The organism is Cyanobacterium aponinum PCC 10605 (assembly GCF_000317675.1).
In the GTDB taxonomy this organism is placed as follows: Bacteria; Cyanobacteriota; Cyanobacteriia; order Cyanobacteriales; family Cyanobacteriaceae; genus PCC-10605.
The window spans coordinates 883,824-900,103 of record NC_019776.1; the positions used below are offsets into that span (position 1 = coordinate 883,824).

Annotated in this window: 16 protein-coding genes and 1 pseudogene; 4 read left to right on the forward strand and 13 right to left on the reverse strand. The window is 34.2% G+C overall.

Going from position 1 to position 16,280, the window contains the following annotated elements; translation table 11 throughout:
- Positions 1 to 9: 9 nt before the first annotated feature.
- Positions 10 to 3,897, reverse strand: a complete 3,888-nt coding sequence (gene bchH / locus CYAN10605_RS03600; RefSeq protein ID WP_015218585.1) for a magnesium chelatase subunit H — start codon at positions 3,895 to 3,897, stop codon at positions 10 to 12.
- Positions 3,898 to 4,029: 132 nt separating this feature from the next.
- On the opposite strand from bchH, the gene CYAN10605_RS03605 reads away from it, so the two are divergent.
- The 3 genes from CYAN10605_RS03605 to CYAN10605_RS03615 are packed head-to-tail and all read left to right on the forward strand — an operon-like array spanning position 4,030 to position 6,089.
- Positions 4,030 to 4,269 carry a ribbon-helix-helix domain-containing protein gene (locus tag CYAN10605_RS03605; protein WP_015218586.1) on the forward strand — a complete coding sequence of 80 codons (240 nt, stop codon included), beginning with the start codon at positions 4,030 to 4,032 and terminating at the stop codon, positions 4,267 to 4,269.
- Complete coding sequence (locus CYAN10605_RS03610) at positions 4,269 to 4,667, forward strand: type II toxin-antitoxin system VapC family toxin (protein ID WP_015218587.1); 399 nt, start codon at positions 4,269 to 4,271, stop codon at positions 4,665 to 4,667. The genes CYAN10605_RS03605 and CYAN10605_RS03610 overlap by 1 nt, the downstream gene beginning before the upstream one ends.
- A 12-nt stretch (positions 4,668 to 4,679) precedes the next feature.
- Positions 4,680 to 6,089, forward strand: coding sequence for a flavin monoamine oxidase family protein (locus CYAN10605_RS03615; RefSeq protein ID WP_015218588.1), 1,410 nt, complete (start codon positions 4,680 to 4,682; stop codon positions 6,087 to 6,089).
- Positions 6,090 to 6,122: 33 nt separating this feature from the next.
- On the opposite strand, the gene CYAN10605_RS03620 is transcribed toward CYAN10605_RS03615, so the two are convergent.
- The 10 genes and pseudogenes from CYAN10605_RS03620 to CYAN10605_RS03660 all read right to left on the reverse strand — a co-directional run bounded on the left by CYAN10605_RS03620 (position 6,123) and on the right by CYAN10605_RS03660 (position 13,130).
- Positions 6,123 to 6,518, reverse strand: coding sequence for a response regulator (locus tag CYAN10605_RS03620; protein ID WP_015218589.1), 396 nt, complete (start codon positions 6,516 to 6,518; stop codon positions 6,123 to 6,125).
- Positions 6,515 to 7,972 carry a DASH family cryptochrome gene (locus CYAN10605_RS03625; protein WP_190275010.1) on the reverse strand — a complete coding sequence of 486 codons (1,458 nt, stop codon included), beginning with the start codon at positions 7,970 to 7,972 and terminating at the stop codon, positions 6,515 to 6,517. Before CYAN10605_RS03625 ends, CYAN10605_RS03620 begins: the two co-directional genes overlap by 4 nt.
- A 26-nt stretch (positions 7,973 to 7,998) precedes the next feature.
- Entirely contained in the window at positions 7,999 to 8,688 is a 690-nt protein-coding gene (pyrF, locus tag CYAN10605_RS03630) for an orotidine-5'-phosphate decarboxylase (RefSeq protein ID WP_015218591.1), read from the reverse strand.
- Positions 8,689 to 8,715: 27 nt separating this feature from the next.
- On the reverse strand, positions 8,716 to 9,117 hold the full coding sequence (locus CYAN10605_RS03635; protein ID WP_150108980.1) for a type II toxin-antitoxin system VapC family toxin: 402 nt from the start codon (positions 9,115 to 9,117) through the stop codon (positions 8,716 to 8,718).
- An 84-nt stretch (positions 9,118 to 9,201) separates the two neighbouring features.
- Positions 9,202 to 9,333: a hypothetical protein gene (locus CYAN10605_RS19265; RefSeq protein ID WP_015218593.1), complete on the reverse strand. Its 132-nt coding sequence runs from the start codon at positions 9,331 to 9,333 to the stop codon at positions 9,202 to 9,204.
- An 18-nt stretch (positions 9,334 to 9,351) separates the two neighbouring features.
- Positions 9,352 to 9,570 (reverse strand): annotated as a pseudogene (locus tag CYAN10605_RS18320) (HepT-like ribonuclease domain-containing protein); the annotation flags it as partial.
- 110 nt (positions 9,571 to 9,680) lie between these two features.
- Positions 9,681 to 10,034, reverse strand: a complete 354-nt coding sequence (locus tag CYAN10605_RS03645) for a nucleotidyltransferase family protein (protein WP_099434655.1) — start codon at positions 10,032 to 10,034, stop codon at positions 9,681 to 9,683.
- Between the two features lie 64 nt (positions 10,035 to 10,098).
- Entirely contained in the window at positions 10,099 to 10,884 is a 786-nt protein-coding gene (gene lpxA / locus CYAN10605_RS03650; RefSeq protein ID WP_015218595.1) for an acyl-ACP--UDP-N-acetylglucosamine O-acyltransferase, read from the reverse strand.
- Positions 10,885 to 10,919: 35 nt separating this feature from the next.
- Positions 10,920 to 11,396 (reverse strand): 3-hydroxyacyl-ACP dehydratase FabZ, encoded by a 477-nt coding sequence (gene fabZ, locus CYAN10605_RS03655; RefSeq protein ID WP_015218596.1) that lies wholly within the window; start codon positions 11,394 to 11,396, stop codon positions 10,920 to 10,922.
- A gap of 258 nt (positions 11,397 to 11,654) precedes the next feature.
- A complete protein-coding gene (locus CYAN10605_RS03660; RefSeq protein WP_015218597.1) occupies positions 11,655 to 13,130 on the reverse strand; it encodes a hypothetical protein in 1,476 nt (491 codons plus the stop codon).
- A 201-nt stretch (positions 13,131 to 13,331) separates the two neighbouring features.
- Here CYAN10605_RS03660 and CYAN10605_RS03665 point away from each other — a divergent pair, with 201 nt between their 5' ends.
- Positions 13,332 to 14,102, forward strand: a complete 771-nt coding sequence (locus CYAN10605_RS03665; protein WP_015218598.1) for a sensor histidine kinase — start codon at positions 13,332 to 13,334, stop codon at positions 14,100 to 14,102.
- Here the strand turns inward: CYAN10605_RS03665 and CYAN10605_RS03670 are convergent.
- Together CYAN10605_RS03670 and rpaA are read right to left on the reverse strand one after the other, a co-directional pair.
- On the reverse strand, positions 14,062 to 14,535 hold the full coding sequence (locus tag CYAN10605_RS03670; RefSeq protein ID WP_015218599.1) for a GNAT family N-acetyltransferase: 474 nt from the start codon (positions 14,533 to 14,535) through the stop codon (positions 14,062 to 14,064). The genes CYAN10605_RS03665 and CYAN10605_RS03670 overlap by 41 nt on opposite strands.
- Before the next feature lie 732 nt (positions 14,536 to 15,267).
- Positions 15,268 to 15,975, reverse strand: a complete 708-nt coding sequence (rpaA, locus tag CYAN10605_RS03675) for a two component system response regulator RpaA (protein WP_015218600.1) — start codon at positions 15,973 to 15,975, stop codon at positions 15,268 to 15,270.
- Positions 15,976 to 16,280: the final 305 nt, after the last annotated feature.

The window sequence follows — 16,280 nt, forward strand, 5'->3', positions numbered from 1 at the left end:
CAGATTTTATCATAGCGTAACCCCTTCTAATTCATCCTCCGTCATCTCATAAAGACTTTTGATTTTCTCTAACTTCTCCTCATCCGCATCCCAAAAACCGCGCCCATTCGCCTCCAACATCCTCCCCACAATATTGCGGAAGGCTTCAGGATTCGCTTCCCTTAACTTATTCGCCATATCCTGATCTAATACATAAGTATCAACAGCTTGATCATATACCCAATTATCGGTAAAATCTACAGTGCCTCCCCAACCAATTAAAGCAGTCATCCGTTGTGATATTTCATAAGCACCGCCAGAACCTTGTTCAGCCATAGCTTTTGCCCATTTGGGGTTAAGTAATTTTGTGCGATATTCCATCCTTAAAACCTGTTCTAATTTACGGGGAGTGGTATCTTTCGAGAAACTTTCCACAAAACTAGCGGATACCTTCTTACCGCTTTGTTTCTCCGCCGCCCGTTTCAAACCTCCCGTGTTAGCATAATATTCTTGAATATCCGTCAAACCATATTCTACCGAGTCGATTTCCTGCACAACGGTTGCACTGGTTTGTAATAGTTTATCGAGAATTTCGGGGCGTGTCTCTCCCTTATCCTTTCTTCCGTAGCTGAAAACATTGCGATTCTTCCATGTATCCGCTAATTCATCCCCAGAATCCCAGTTACCATCCACAACTTGATCATTTACTAATGAGCCAAAATCACCGTTAGGATTAGAAAATAGTCGTGCAGATGCGTTATCAATATCTTTTTCCTTTAATTCAAGGTAATGTTTGCGAATAAAGTTATTTTCGGGAGATTCATCGATAATGGAAGCACGGTAAAATAAATCGTCTAACAATTCGATGATATTCAGAAAGGTATCTCGGAAAATTCCCGATAAATTGCCTAAAACATCGATGCGCGGATGCCCTACTTCTTCTAATGGCACTAACTCATATCTTACTATACGCCCTGTACCTTCTTTCACAGGTTGCGCACCCACTAATTCTAGTAAAATACCAATAGATTCGCCCTTAGTTTTAATGGCATCCAACCCCCATAGCATAACAGCAACAGTCTCAGGATAACAACCATTTTCCGCCAAATTCTGCTCAATAATCTTCTTACCAATCTCTCTACCTCTTAAATACGCACCCTGAGAAGGCATCCGATAGGGATCTAATGCGTGAATATTACGACCTGTAGGCAACACTCCAGCCCCATCCCTGAGTAAGTCTCCTCCCGGCGCAGGGGGGATATATTCACCGTTTAAGCCTCTTAGTAGGTTAGTCAATTCATCTTCTGTCTGCATTAACAAATCAGTAATTAGCTGTTGTTGTGCAAAACGTTGCTTTAATTCTTCTTCTTTTTCTGCTTTTTTCTCGACTCTGGCGAATAAGTCACTATTGCTTAACTCTTGGGCGAAGTTTTGTTGACTATAAGTATCATCGAAATAAGCCTCTAAATAGGATTGCAGTTGCTCTGGGGTGGGTTTTTCTCCTAAGATGTGTAAACCAGAGGAGAATAATCTTTGTTCAACTATTTGCAAATAGTCGTATATTTGGACAAAATAAGCGTTTAATGCCTGTTTACTGAATAATTTGGCGTTTTCGGCAGTAAATTCGATACCTAGTTTTTCTCCTTCAGCAAATTTACAGTCTTTATTTAAGCCACTATCAACGATTTTTTGGATAATATCTTCTTTTAAGAGGGCATTTTTCTCGTTATCTTCTCGATACTCGTTAATTAACTCTTTTAATGCCATTAACTCTTTATATAATCCTGCCCTGCCGTAAGGTGGTACATTATGAGAAATTAACACACCATAGCCTCTCCTTTTGGCTAACATGGATTCACTAGGGTTGTTAGCAGCGTAAATGTAGAGGTTAGGAATATCTCCTAGTAGTACATCTGACCAAGAATAACCCGTATTACCTAAAGGATTACCGGGCAACCATTCCACTGTGCCGTGCATTCCGAAGTGTATAATTGCGTCGGCTTGAAAGTCGTTTTGCAACCATTTATAAAAGGCTGTATATTGAGGATGGGGGGTTAAATCCTTCTCAAACATAAGCCTCATGGGATCTCCCGCTACACCTAGAGGAGGTTGTACTCCAATCCAGACGTTGCCAAGTTGAATACCGCCAATTTGGAATTTGTCACCGATGGTTTTAATGCCTGTTTGAGTGAGATTTCCCCATTGTTTTTGGATTTTATTTATTAGTATATACCCTAACCAGCGATCGAGGGTCTTGACATCTACGGTATTTGAAACCCCCCTACCCCCCTTATAAAGAGGGGAGTTAGGAGTGGAATTTTTATCTTGTATATTTCCCACCTCTTGAGGGGGGATAAAGGGGGGTGAAGAATAGGAAATAAAATCATCGGCGGTTTTAACTTGGTTAATGATTTCTTCCCCGTCTTCAGGGATACTATCAACGGTATAGCCTTCTTCTTTTAAGGCGTTTAAAAGTTTGTGCAGGGATTTAGGTACGTTCAATAGTGCGGCTGTACCAGTTGCACCATATCCGGGAGGGAATCCATATAAAATAATAGCAATCTTGCGATCGCACTTTTGTTTTCTTCTTAACTTAATCCAGTTATTCACTCTACCCGTGAGACGCTTAACCCTTTCTGGAATAAGATATATATCTTCACCCACTAAACCACCCAATGGGATAGTATCGATCGCACCATCCAACTCAGGTAAAGCGTATAATACCACACTTTGCAAACCACCGATACCCTTTCTTACCCATGAATAAATATCTTGGATTAATAAAGGCGCGGCGACAATGTAGGGAATATTTTTCGCCGTTAAGATACGTTTTGCCACTTCTACCTGTCTTCCAGCCTCCATACTACCAGCCGGACCACCCACTAAAGGAAATCCGATGGTAGAGATTACCGCATCAACTTTCACCGCATCTTTTGATAAAGAGGGAGTTTCATTGATACCTTGACTACGTTTTTCTTGCTCATAGTCCGTTGTCATCCAATCTCTTACAGCCACATGACCTTCCACACCATTAATAAAAATAGGTAAAGGAATTAATCCGGCTTCTTCAAAGTAACGAATTAATTGAGGGATATAGGGTTGTTTGCTGATAACGTGCTTACGATATAACAATATACCAACCACAGGATAACCCCCCCTTCCCCCCTTACTAAGGTGGGTGATATCTTTATCATCAGTTACTTCCCCCCTATTTAGGGGGGATAAAGGTGGGTTTTTCTTCTCTCTTCCTTGATACCAACTCAAATACTCACTAGGAGAAGTAAAATAACTCTCATAGTCAGGATGGAGTAACCCCATATTCGGAGTTTCGATAACAGGGGGAATTTCCGATACCTTTAAGCCGAGATAATTTTCCGCTAAATACCAACACATAGAGGCAACATTCTCAACTCCTCCTGCATTCCAATAACCGTAAATAATCAACCAGTTGCGTAAATCTTGGACTTTTTTAACGGGAATGTACTTTAATAATTTAGGTCCAGTTTTTAAAAAGCTGATATATCCTGCGAGTTTATCTTCTTCTTTGCTATTGGTAAACTTACTCAAGATGAATTGTACAGGTTTAGGCATCCCTTTGGGCTTATCCCCGATGGCAAATTTACCTATCTGAGTCAAACTCATTAACTCTAAAGCCGACTCAAAAACAAGACGAATGGGAATATGACTCACTTTTTCCCTTAACCACATTACTTGATCATAGTCAAAAAGCAGACTGGCAAAGAAAACATCAGCAGTTTGTAAAGCCGATTCTATATTTTCCCTTTGAGTATTAATATCTGCATCGGTGAAAACTATTACTTCTAAACCTTCACAGCGAGATGTAGCGAGAGTCGCTGATTGACGGTATAAGCCACTGTTAAAAGTTTCAAATCCTGTTATTAATACTATACGTTTCATCTGCGTTGCCTCTCAGGTGATCACACTTTTTGTTAAGTAATGTAAATTATTCTAACACTGTAATTAAAAAACCTTTAATTTCGGTTTTTACGGACTGTTATGTTATAATATGTTATAAAAAATGAGGTAAATATGAATTTTAATATTTATTTAGAAGATGAACTAGCAAATGATCTTATCGTCATTGCTAAAAAGTCAGGTAAAACTCGTAATTCTCTCGTCAGAGAGGCAATTCATGAATATGTAAATAAGCAACATCATTTACAGTGGAGTGAAAAAATCCTTAATTTTAATGGTGTTGATGATGGTATTGAGTTTGAAAGTTATAGAGACGAATTACTATCTCCTAATGATAAAGGAATATTTGCTTAATGTATTTACTAGATACTTGCGTTATTAGTGATTTTGTGAAGGGAGAAAAAGGCACTTTAGAGAAGATAAAAAATTCTTCCCCCCAAGAAATAGCTGTTTCTAGTATTACCGTGATGGAAATTAATCATGGTTTATCCATTAATCCCCAAAAAGCGAAAAAAATTAGTCCTATTATTGAAGAATTATTAAAATCTATAACAATTCTGGATTTTTCTACTAAAGAAGCCTACATTACAGCTCAGATAAGAGCTTTTTTGAGAGAAAATGGCACTCCCATTGGTGCTTATGATGTCTTGATTGGTGCAACGGCATTGTCAGCAGGGTTGATTTTAGTCACAGCTAACACTAGAGAATTTCAGAGAATTGCAGATTTAAAAATAATTAATTGGCGTTTTTAATATATCTAAATCATGATTAATCGTCGTTTTTTTCTAATTGTATCTAGTGTCATATTAGCTCATGTTGTTGCTTCAAAAAATTTTGCTAGTAATTCCCTAAAAACTACTAAGAAAAATAAGGAAAAAATTATTATTATCGGTGCTGGAATAGCAGGATTAACAGCAGGTAAAACTCTGCAAAATCAAGGTTTTGAAGTAATCTTATTAGAAGCAAGAAATCGTATTGGTGGACGTTTATGGACAAGTAAAAAATGGGATAATGCTTTTGTGGATATGGGAGCTTCTTGGATTCATGGAGAGGAAGGTAATCCTATTACAAAATTAGCTAATACTATCAATGCTCAAGTTTTTTCTACTAAAAGTGAAAAATCAATTATATATGACCTTAATGGAAAAGAAATTATAGAGGATAAAGAAGAAAAATTAGATAAATTAACCAATAAATTAAAGGAAATTATTAATAAAATTCAAAATAATTATTATTATGATATTTCCTTACAAAAAGCATTAGAAAAAGAATTAAAATGGCAAACACTATCAGATGTTAATAAACAATATTTAGAGTATTTATTAAATTCTAATATTGAGCAAGAATACGCCGCCGATATCTCTCAACTTTCTGCTTTCTATTTTGATGAAGGAAAGGCTTTTGATGGTGATGATTCACTCTTTATTAAAGGTTACAATGTGATCAGTGATTATTTAGCTCAAGGATTGAATATTAAACTTAATCATACCGTAGAGGCGATCGGCGTAGCCGCACCTTCGGTGAACGCATCTAATAGTCAGGGTGTAAATGTTATTACTAATAAAAGCAATTTTCAAGCAGATAGAGTAATTGTCACTTTACCATTAGGAGTTTTACAAAAAAATATCGTTAAGTTTTCTCCTGCTTTACCAGAGAAAAAATTAGAGGCGATTAATCAATTAGGTATGGGAGTTTTAAACAAATTATACGTACTTTTTCCGAAGAGATTTTGGCAAAATAATTACGACTGGATAGGTAAGATTTCAGAGAAAAAAGGACAATGGAGTGAATGGGTTAATCTTGAATCAGCACTGAAAAAACCGATATTATTGGGATTTAATGCAGGGAAATTTGGAAAAGAAATAGAGTCGTGGAGTGACGAGGAAATTATTGCCGATGCGATGAAAACTTTACGGCAAATTTACGGCAATTCTATACCTCAACCAATAGATTATCAGCTAACCCGATGGAGTCAAGATCCTTTTACCTTTGGCTCTTACTCTTATTATGCCACTAATTCAACACCAAATCATCGTCAAGAATTAGCTAAACCTATTAATAAAAAGGTTTTTTTCGCAGGGGAAGCCACTTCTATCGATTATCCGGCTACTGTACATGGTGCTTATTTTAGTGGATTGCGTGTAAGTCAAGAAATAATTGCTTTGACGAATTAACAGTATTGAATTTTGGTAATTTCTTCAACTAGGCTAACTGTTTATAACTGCCTTAATTCTATCTACAAAATCTTGATGATCAACTACTGGTTTAGAAATATACCCATCGGCGCCACTTTCTGCTAAAAAACTTTCTTTATCTCCCTGCATAGCGTGGGCGGTAACTAAAATAACAGGGATATGCTTAGTATTACTATCCTGTTTTAAAATTTGAGTTATTTTTATTCCATCTACTGCTTTCCCCTGATAAAAACTATTGGCTAAAGAAACATCCATTAAAATCACATCAGGGATACCTTCTTTCGCCATCAAAATAACTTCATCCACATTTTCTGTTCCTTTTACCTCAAATCCCCCCCTTTTCACCAAAATTTTGCTAAAAACCTTCATGTTAATGGGGTCATCTTCAACTATTAAAATTGTACTCATGCGATCGCACTTAAATAAACTTTTTCGTTATATTTGACAGACTTGAAAAAATCCACAATGGGTGCAGGATAATCTACCCCTAATTGTACTCTAAATTGTTGTTGTTCTCCCCGAGATAACTTCCATGGTTCATGAATTTTATCCCCTCTAATAGAAGCAATTTCAGGCAACCAATGACGTAAATAATCTCCCCGATAATCATAATCTTTAGACTGTTTAGGTATATTAAAATAACGGAAACCCCTAGCATCATTACCAATTCCTGCCGTATAATTCCAATTTCCCCAATTACTGCACACATCATAATCAATCAAGAGAGATTCAAACCACTCTGCCCCCATTTGCCAATTTATGCCTAAATTTTTCGTTAAAAAACTCGCCACATTCTGCCTTCCCCGATTAGACATAAAACCAGTTGTTTTTAATTCCCTCATATTTGCATCAATTAAGGGGTAGCCTGTTTGTCCCTCGCACCATGCTTCAAAAATTAACCAATTTTCCTGCCAAGGAATGCTAATATTTTGAATTCCCGATGGATAAAAGAGACGATTACCATACTTAACCGCCGTAAAACGGAAAAAATCCCGCCATAATAACTCAAAAATTAACCAGTAAGTAGAGTCATTTTTAACCCTTTCTTGCTCATACTTTTCTACCTCCTCATAGATATAACGGGGAGAAAGACACCCCAACGCTAACCAAGGAGAAAATTTAGAAGAATAATCCCCTCCTAACATTCCATTGCGAGTTTCCTTATAAACCTTGAGACAATCTTTTTCCCAGAAATAAGATTTTAGTCTTTTAATGGCTTCTGTTTCTCCTCCTTTGAAAGGTAAAACTGCTAATTGACTTACTTCAAAATTTTCTAATCCTAAATCTGATAAAATTGGAATATTTCCTGTGTCAATGGGGGGAATTGGCGGTAATTTTTTCGGAGTTTCAAAACATTCTTCAACGATACTTTTTTTTTCTATTTGCTTCCGAAAGTGAGTAAATAAATCTGGTAAATTTTCTATGGAAAAAGGTAAATCATCTGGTTGATAAAGAGTTGATTGCCAGCAGGATTTTACTTGAATATGTAATTGTTTTAAAGCCTTAATTAAACGCTTTTCAACTTTTATTTCTTCCTCTGTGGCTTCTTGAGAAAAATAAAATTCCGTAACATTATATTGTTTAGCAATATCAGGAATAATTTGTTCAGGAATACCTTTTCTAACTATTAAGTCCGTACCTAATTTTTGTAGAGATTCTCTTAAATCAGCAACACTTTCTATTAAAAATTTGGCTCTATATTTACCTGTTTTGGCAAACCCAAAAGAAGTAGTTTGAAACTGTCTATCGTCAAAGCAATAAAAAGGAATTATTCTTTGATAATCACCCTCTGCAATTCTTGCTAAAATTGCATGATCATGTATTCTTAAATCATTACGAAACCAGATCAAAGCAGTATTCATAATCTCTATCTCACCCATTCAAAAAATCAAATTTCTGCAATTACTTTTTCCCACGCTAACACAGGGTTTTCTGCTTGAGTAATGGGGCGCCCAATCACTAAATAGTCTGCACCTTCGGCAAAGGCTTGTTTCGGTGTCATTACTCTCTGTTGGTCTCCTGTAACCGCCCATTCAGGACGCACTCCGGGGCATACTAAGATAAAATCATCTCCGCACACTTCCTTCAATTTTCGGGCTTCTTGGGGGGAGCAAACCGCTCCATCAATACCACATTCCCTAGCCATCAGGGCGTTATTTAAGGCATATTCAGGCAGTTCTAGGGGAATTTTGAGGTCAAGGGCTAATTGTCGGCTATTAATGCTCGTTAAAACGCTAATTGCTAACAATTTCATGGGGGATGCAGACTCTTTAACTACTTCTTTAGCGGCGGTAAGAGCTTCTCTACCAGCAGTGGCATGGAGGGTTAGTAAGTCCACATCGTATTTTAATGCTGATTTAGTGGCACTTTTGACGGTGTTGGGGATGTCATGGAATTTGAGATCAAGAAAGATTTTTTTGTTTTCGTCTTTCAAGTATTTAAGTATATCGCTTCCTGTGCTGACAAATAGCTCTAAACCCACTTTCCAAAAGCTGACTTCGGGTAATTTCTTAACAAGTGCGATCGCATCTTCTAAACTAGGGACATCAAGGGGAACGATTATTTTATCTTTATTCATTGTATTTTCAATCTAATCTTAAATTAATCAAGCATTAAAACCTGCTTGAGCAAAGTGATGATCAGTAGTGAGTGCATCGGTTATGTTTTGTTTAACCATGACAGAAAAGGAAATACAATCAATTAGTCCCCATTCTTTATCTTGACGGGATTTATAAAGATTTAAACCTTCCCTAAACACATCAGAACTAATATTAACTATTTTAATGTTTTCTGTCGTATAACACTGTTTGATAAAGCTAACTACTTTGAGCCGATCAAATTTACTAAGAGCATTTCCTACTTCCATTAAAATTGCCTCTGTAGTCCATATTTCCTGAGCATTTTTCATCAAAGGTAATATTTTTAATGCTGATTGATGATATTGATCTCGACGATTTAATATAGCCTGAATGAATGTGGTATCGAGGAATAGTCTATTGCTCATGATTATTATTTTTCGGAGTACCATAAAGATAATGATCGTGTTCTTTTGACCAATCTTCTGGTGCTTCAATACTTCCTGCCATTTCTTCTAAAGTATCCCAAGCATTAGCTGATTTTTTTTACTTTCTATGGTTGAGAAAATTATCTGTGCGATCGCCTCTTGCTCAGTTTCAGGCAATTCTGATAGTTTGATGATAGCTTCTTCTAGTTGTTGAATCATAAGTATTAGGATATTGAACTATTGGGGGTTGGATAAAATTAATTCTAAAATGTTGATTAATTCTGGAATTTGAACTTGTGAGACACTCCAAACTAAAGCAGTATTTATTCCATCATAATCATGAACTAACTTATTCCGCATCCCTATAATTTGTTTATAAGGAATTTGAGGATTTTTTTCATAAAATTCTGTGGAGATTCTCCTCATTGCTTCTCCTAAAAACAGAAATTTCATACATAACTGCTGCCTGAGTTTTTAAATCATTAGCAAAGTCTTCCTCTTCCATATTCTGGGTAAAATCAGTAATTCTTTTTGCAAAAATCAAAGCATCAACAAGAGAGGCTAAATCACGATTCATAAATTACTTCAGCAGTGCTTAGAATTTCTTTTTTTCTGATCCAATTAGCACTTTTTTCTAAATTTTCTTTAAAAATTATGTCAATTTCTCTATTAATCATGTTTCGTAATTCTTCTTCCATTAATTGAAAATAAGTCCAATTTAAGTTAGTATCAGAGGATAATGTTATCAAAAAATCAACATCACTATTAACAGAAAAATCATCCCTTAATATTGAGCCAAATAAGGCCAATTCTTTAATTTTAAAGTGTTGACAAAAGCTAACAATATTTTCCCAAGATACTCCTAAACGTTCTTGAATAATGGGGTTAATATTCCTATTTTGATGGTAATTAATTTTCATGCCTTTCTGTACATAATACAACTCATTACTCATTACTCGACTTCTATCAAGTACCTATTATTAATTATTTAGCATTAATCAATCCTCTCCTACCTGAATCATTGGCAGAAGCACGGATAAATTCCACAAGGTGCTTAATCTGCTCATTATCGGTGAGAGGTTGTAATTCCTCTAAGGCTTGATTAACCGTTAATTTAGAACGATAAAGGATTTTATAGGCTTTTTTCAACAATGATACTTGCTCACTACTGAAATTATTGCGTTTCAATGCCACCAAATTTAACGATCGCACATGGGAAGGATTACCTTCCACTAACATATAAGGAGGCACATCTCGATCGATTCTGCTCATACCCCCCAACATTGCCATTGTACCAATTTTCACGAATTGATGAATGCCCAACATTCCCCCAATCACAGCCTTTGATTCGATTTCCACATGACCTGCGATCGCCACTGAGTTAGCAATAACGATGCGATCGTGTAAAATGCAGTTATGGGCGACATGGACATAAGCCATTAAGAGATTATCATTACCGATAATGGTTGTTTCTCCCTCTCCCGTAGCTCTGTTCACGGTTACATATTCTCGAATTACGTTGCGATCGCCTATTTTTACAAGACTTTTAGCCCCCTTATACTTTAAATCTTGAGGTGCTAAACCCAAAGCTGAACCCGGGAAAATCTGATTATCACAGCCAATTTCAATCGGCCCTTCAATTACGGTATGAGAGCCAACAGTTGTATTTGCTCCAATTTTTACATCAGCACCAATTACCGCATAGGGTGCCACCTGTACAGTAGAATCTAACTCTGCTTTAGGATCAATGATAGCAGTAGGATGTATCACGGTTTTATCGTCACCTCAGTTATATAATAATTAAATTAATCAAGGAGAGAAAAAAGCATTTGAGCTTCTACAGCCAGTTGATTATCAACTAAGCCTCGCCCTTGCATTTTAGCAATACGGTTACGTTTAAAAGACAGTAATTCTACGGTCATGATTAATTGATCACCGGGTACTACAGGACGACGAAAACGGGCATTATCAACCCCTGCATAAGCAAAAAATTTTCCTTTCATCCCCGGCAATAGGGTTAAAATTACTCCTCCGACTTGTGCTAGAGCCTCTAACTGTAAAACTCCCGGCATCAAAGGATTACCCGGAATATGCCCCGGAAAAAAAGGCTCGTTGATGGTAACGTTTTTTAAACCCACTGCTTTCTCCCCCGGTGTATAATCTAAGATGCGATCGACTAAAGCAAAGGGATAACGATGGGGTAATAATTCTTGGATTTCTTGAACGGTAAAAGTCGTTTTTTCGATAGATGACTGTTTTTCTTGCTCTGCTATTTGTTCCATCGGGGATATTTCCTTAACTGCTATCAATAATGGTCATTAAGCCCTAAACAGAATATCATAGACCGTTGACCATGAGCAATATTATTTTGGGTGTTGTTGATTTGAGATCTAATTTCTCATTTGGATGGGAAATAGGCAATAGTGATAATATTTTGATTTCTCAACTTTTGACATAATTTTCAGTACATTTCATATCATGATTAAGCAACGCCAGAATTATTCAGTAGATAACTAAATAGTGAATTTATTTAAGTTAATTTATTTGCGAAATTTTTTAATAATTTTAATAATTATTTCTTCTATCCATAAAATTAATTGATCTAGTTTTTCTAAAATAAATTGTAAAAAGTGTTTTTCATATTTAATTTCTATAACTTTTGCTTCGATTTCTATTTCGTTTTCTGCATCGAGATTATTTTGATGATTTAAGCTGTTTTGATTAACTAAATTATCTGTTTCTTCTTTATTTTTATTTGATATTTTATCAGCATTATTAATATTATTCGAAGATAGAAAATTATCGGAATTATTTTTTGAATCTGTCTCTATTTTTTTTTGTTGGTTTGTATTGAAAGATTCATCTTGACTTGGAGTAAGTTGTTGGTTATTTTCTATATATGAACTGTTATTATCTCCATATAAATCTTCCCAAGATAACCAAGATTCAGATATTTCCTCTCTGATTATAATTACATCTGATCCAGCTAAAATGGTTAATTTTTCATTTTTGTTGTCACTATTAATTTGAGGATTTGATATTTTTTTATCTTTAGAAAAGAAATATTCGATCGCAGCTAGGATAATTAATTTTATTTGAAATGGATCATTATTTTTATTTGAATTAATATTGATACTATTACTAATATTTGCCAATTGATTAATTGTTAGATTAATAATTTTATTACTAATATTTTTAGCTTGAGGAATAATATTTATATTGACCAAAGAAGCATTATTTTTTTTACTTAAAGGTAGTACATTATTATTTTTTTGCCCCTTTAAAGATGATAAAGATTTATCCTGCTTATTAGACGTAATTTGATTAACTTCAGCTTCAACATTGCCATTTAAACCATTGTGAGTATTCTTGTTTCCAAAAAAATAGTCTATCGCCGATTTAATAATATTAATTAGAGAGAAATTTTCTTGTTGATTTATTATTTCTTCAGAAATATTATTTAATGTATTTTCCTCCTCATCATCTTGTTTACTGACAATAACACTCTCAACTTGAGCAATAAATTTATCAATCCATGTAATTAAAGTATTAGGATATTTTCTAAGTTCGTAGTCCTGTACAATAATTTTAATCAAAGAAACTATTTCTTCTTGTTTTTGAATCGGAATAATATCTTTTGATTTATTATTTCCCACAATGGCGACTATTTTTCTATTGTTGATTTGACTGGCTAAACCTTGAAATTCATGGGTTAACAATAAAGGAAAATCTTTTTCTACAGTCATTTTTTCCCTTACCGTGACAATTAATTCATCACAGCGACTATACGGTAAACTAGCATTTGACTTTTTTTCTCCCGTAAAAACTTGGTTAATATTTGTTTTCCGCCACAGCCAGACAAAAGGAAGTAAGATGTCTTGTAATCCTCCTTTTATGACATAACCCCATTCTCGAAATTTTGTATTAATTTGACTGTTGATCTTGATATAATTACGGTTAACAAAATTCAACAAACGACTTTTATAAGGCTTGGAAGAAGTTGGGGGAAAAGACATATCTATTTATATTTGTCAAGAAAAAATGTGGGTGGAATTGTCAATAGTTAAATGAAACTATCAAATAATAATTATTGTTAATGCTCAATTGTTAATTGTCAATTTTTGCCTTAATGTCTAATTATTAAAAGTGAGAGGAAAAAGAATAAGTACTTCTACAATAACTTAATGTATTGAAAATTTTTTTATAAATATCTCATTATGAGTGACATCGATAATTTAAAAATAGAATTAAACAAAACAAAAATAGCTTATCAAGAAGCTCTACAAAATAGTCGTTTAAAAGCAGGATTTATGGGAAGAATTGCTCATGAGATTCGATCGCCTCTTAGTAGTTTAATGGGATTACACCAGTTAATTATTAATGATTTGTGTGAAAGTAGAGAAGAAGAAAGAGAATTTATAGTTGAAGCCTATCAATATGCAAAAAAATTAATGGCTATAATCGATCAATTTGTTGAAGTTTCAAAATTAGAAACAGGAAGAATAAATCCAGAAATAGAAATAGTTAATTTGCAAGAATTATTATTAGATATTCACTCTCTAATTTACTTAGAAGCGGCGAACAAAAATTTAAAAATAAAACTAGAAGCAACAGAAAACAGTCAAATTTTAACGGTAAAAACCGACAGAGAAAAATTAATTAATATTATTTTTTTGTTGTTAGAAATAATAATCGACTACAGCGAAATGGGAGAAATTTTATTAAGCACTTCACAAAATAATGAAGGTGTGAATATTAATATTAACTTCCCCTGTAAATCTTTTAATATGAGTGAAAATATTGATTTATTAAAATCCCCCATAGAAGAATTAAAACAACTTAACAAGTTACCTCAATTATCCAATGGCATGAAATTGATGTTAGTAGAAAACGTTTTAAATATTCTTGGAGGATATTCAACCCTTAAACAAATTCAGGAAACAGAAACTACACAATGGCAGTTATTTCTTCCGACTGAGATTGTTTAACTAATTCATTAGGAGTTGGATAGCGGTTATATAAAACCATCGTTGTTGTGGAATTCTCCTGAAAACCTATTTTCTGATAGAATTTTTGCTGGTGGGTGGTAGTTAAATAAACCCTTTCAACTCGGTTTAATAAAGGATGACTAATAATTGTTTCCACTAACTTTCTGCCCAAACCCAAACCTTGATAGTCTGGATGAATTACCACATCCCAAATCGTAGCACGATAAATACCGTCAGAAGTCGCTCTTGCACTACCGATTAATCGTTGCCTATCCCAAACAGAAACCACTGGATTACTATGAGTAATTGCAATTTTAATGTCACTAAGAGAGCGATTTTTTGCCCAAAATGCCGTCACCTTATATAAATCTTGTAATTGTACTAAATCTATTTTTGTTTTATCCGTACAAAATTCAATATGGCTACAATTCATTCAAATATACTCCTTTGTTTCAGTTTCGGGGATAAGACTTCTTTTGTCTATGCAAATAAATATTTGAGTAATTAATCAATGTTAAACCATTCTTGATAACTATTTCCCTCTTAAGTATTAAAGTTTAAATGAGAAACAATAAACCTAAAAACAAGAAATCAAAGATATTTCATTGATAAAATCAAATTTTTCTTGAAACTATTTTTAGTTAATAAAAACGATGATAAATACTTCTTTTACAGTAGCTATGATAAATTAATAAAAAATAATTACTATAAGCTGTGTAACACAAAAGATTAACGATTAAAAAAATTAATTGTTATAAGTTAATATTTATTATTTGACCGTCAAACCTAGCACCTGTCGCCTTTTCTTAACCAAGAATTTACAAGACGATCAGTAACAGAGCCAATATGATTCTGATTATTTAGTGTTTGAGGATAGTAATTATTGTGTTTTCAAGAATTAAATAAATAATAATTATTCAGAAGTATTCAAGTAAAAAAAACAGTAAGTTAATTTTGTATCAATAATAGCAAAAAATATTTTTTCGTAGGTACGGAAACAATTAAAATATCTGGATAACTTGACACTATAATCAAATTTAAGACAGAGGTATCAGGACTTGAAAATGAGGGGTTAACTATTTTTCATTTTCCACTGCCCCTTACTTTTTGTCTTTTACCCCTCGTCTATTTTTGATTTGATTGGCAATTAATTAATGCTTGAACTTCAGTTATCCGTATTCAATTCTAAGCAATAACCAGCACCATAAACAGTTTTAATATAGCGAGGTTTACGAGGATCAGGTTCTAGTTTAGTACGTAAATGGCGAACGTGTACTCTAATAGTTTCTATATCATCATCTGGATCGTAACCCCATACCTCTTTAAGAATATCACTGGGGGGAACTGTTTGCCCATGACGTTGTAGTAAACAGTGTAATAGTTCAAATTCTAAATGAGTTAGTTTAATTGTCTTCTCGAACCAAATAGCCTCAAATCTTTCTGGAACTAGGGTTAAAGGACCATAACTAAGAATTTCTGAGTGTTTAGCGACAGGAGAGGTTCTTTCACTTCTTCTCAGTAAGGCTTTCACCCGTGCCAACATTTCTTCTACTTCAAAAGGTTTCGTAAGGTAATCATCTGCACCAGCGTTAAAACCATCGACTTTATCTTGAGTTTGCCCTAAAGCAGTTAACATTAAAACAGGTATATTTGCCGTTCTCTCATCTCGTCTTAATCTTTGACAGACTGTTAAACCGTCCACTTTTGGTAACATGAGGTCTAACATAATTAAATCTGGTTGCATTTGTAAGGCGAGAGCTTGTCCTTTTATGCCATCTTCAGCTTGGGCGGTTGTATAACCTGCCATTTCTAAGTTTATGGAGACTAATTCAGTGATCGCTGGATCATCGTCAATTACGAGTATTCGAGACATTATTCAGTTGCCTATGATGGTTTATTAATGGTTTATTAAAAAAATTGCAGTTTTAAATAGGATTATTAAAATTTACTTACTGATTATAAGCAATATTATTAATTATGAATAATTTTTATTTACCTTTTGTAACTTGGAGGTTAACCAAGAATTAAGGATCTGTTTTTTAATAGTTTATATTGAATGATGGGAGAAATTTTTGTGGAGAGTTAATATTTCTGGGTTAGAAGTTTAAACTCTTATTATTTGAAGTTGGTGGTTTTTTCTTTTTCTTATAATGGTTTTACTCTTTAATTTTGCCCTTT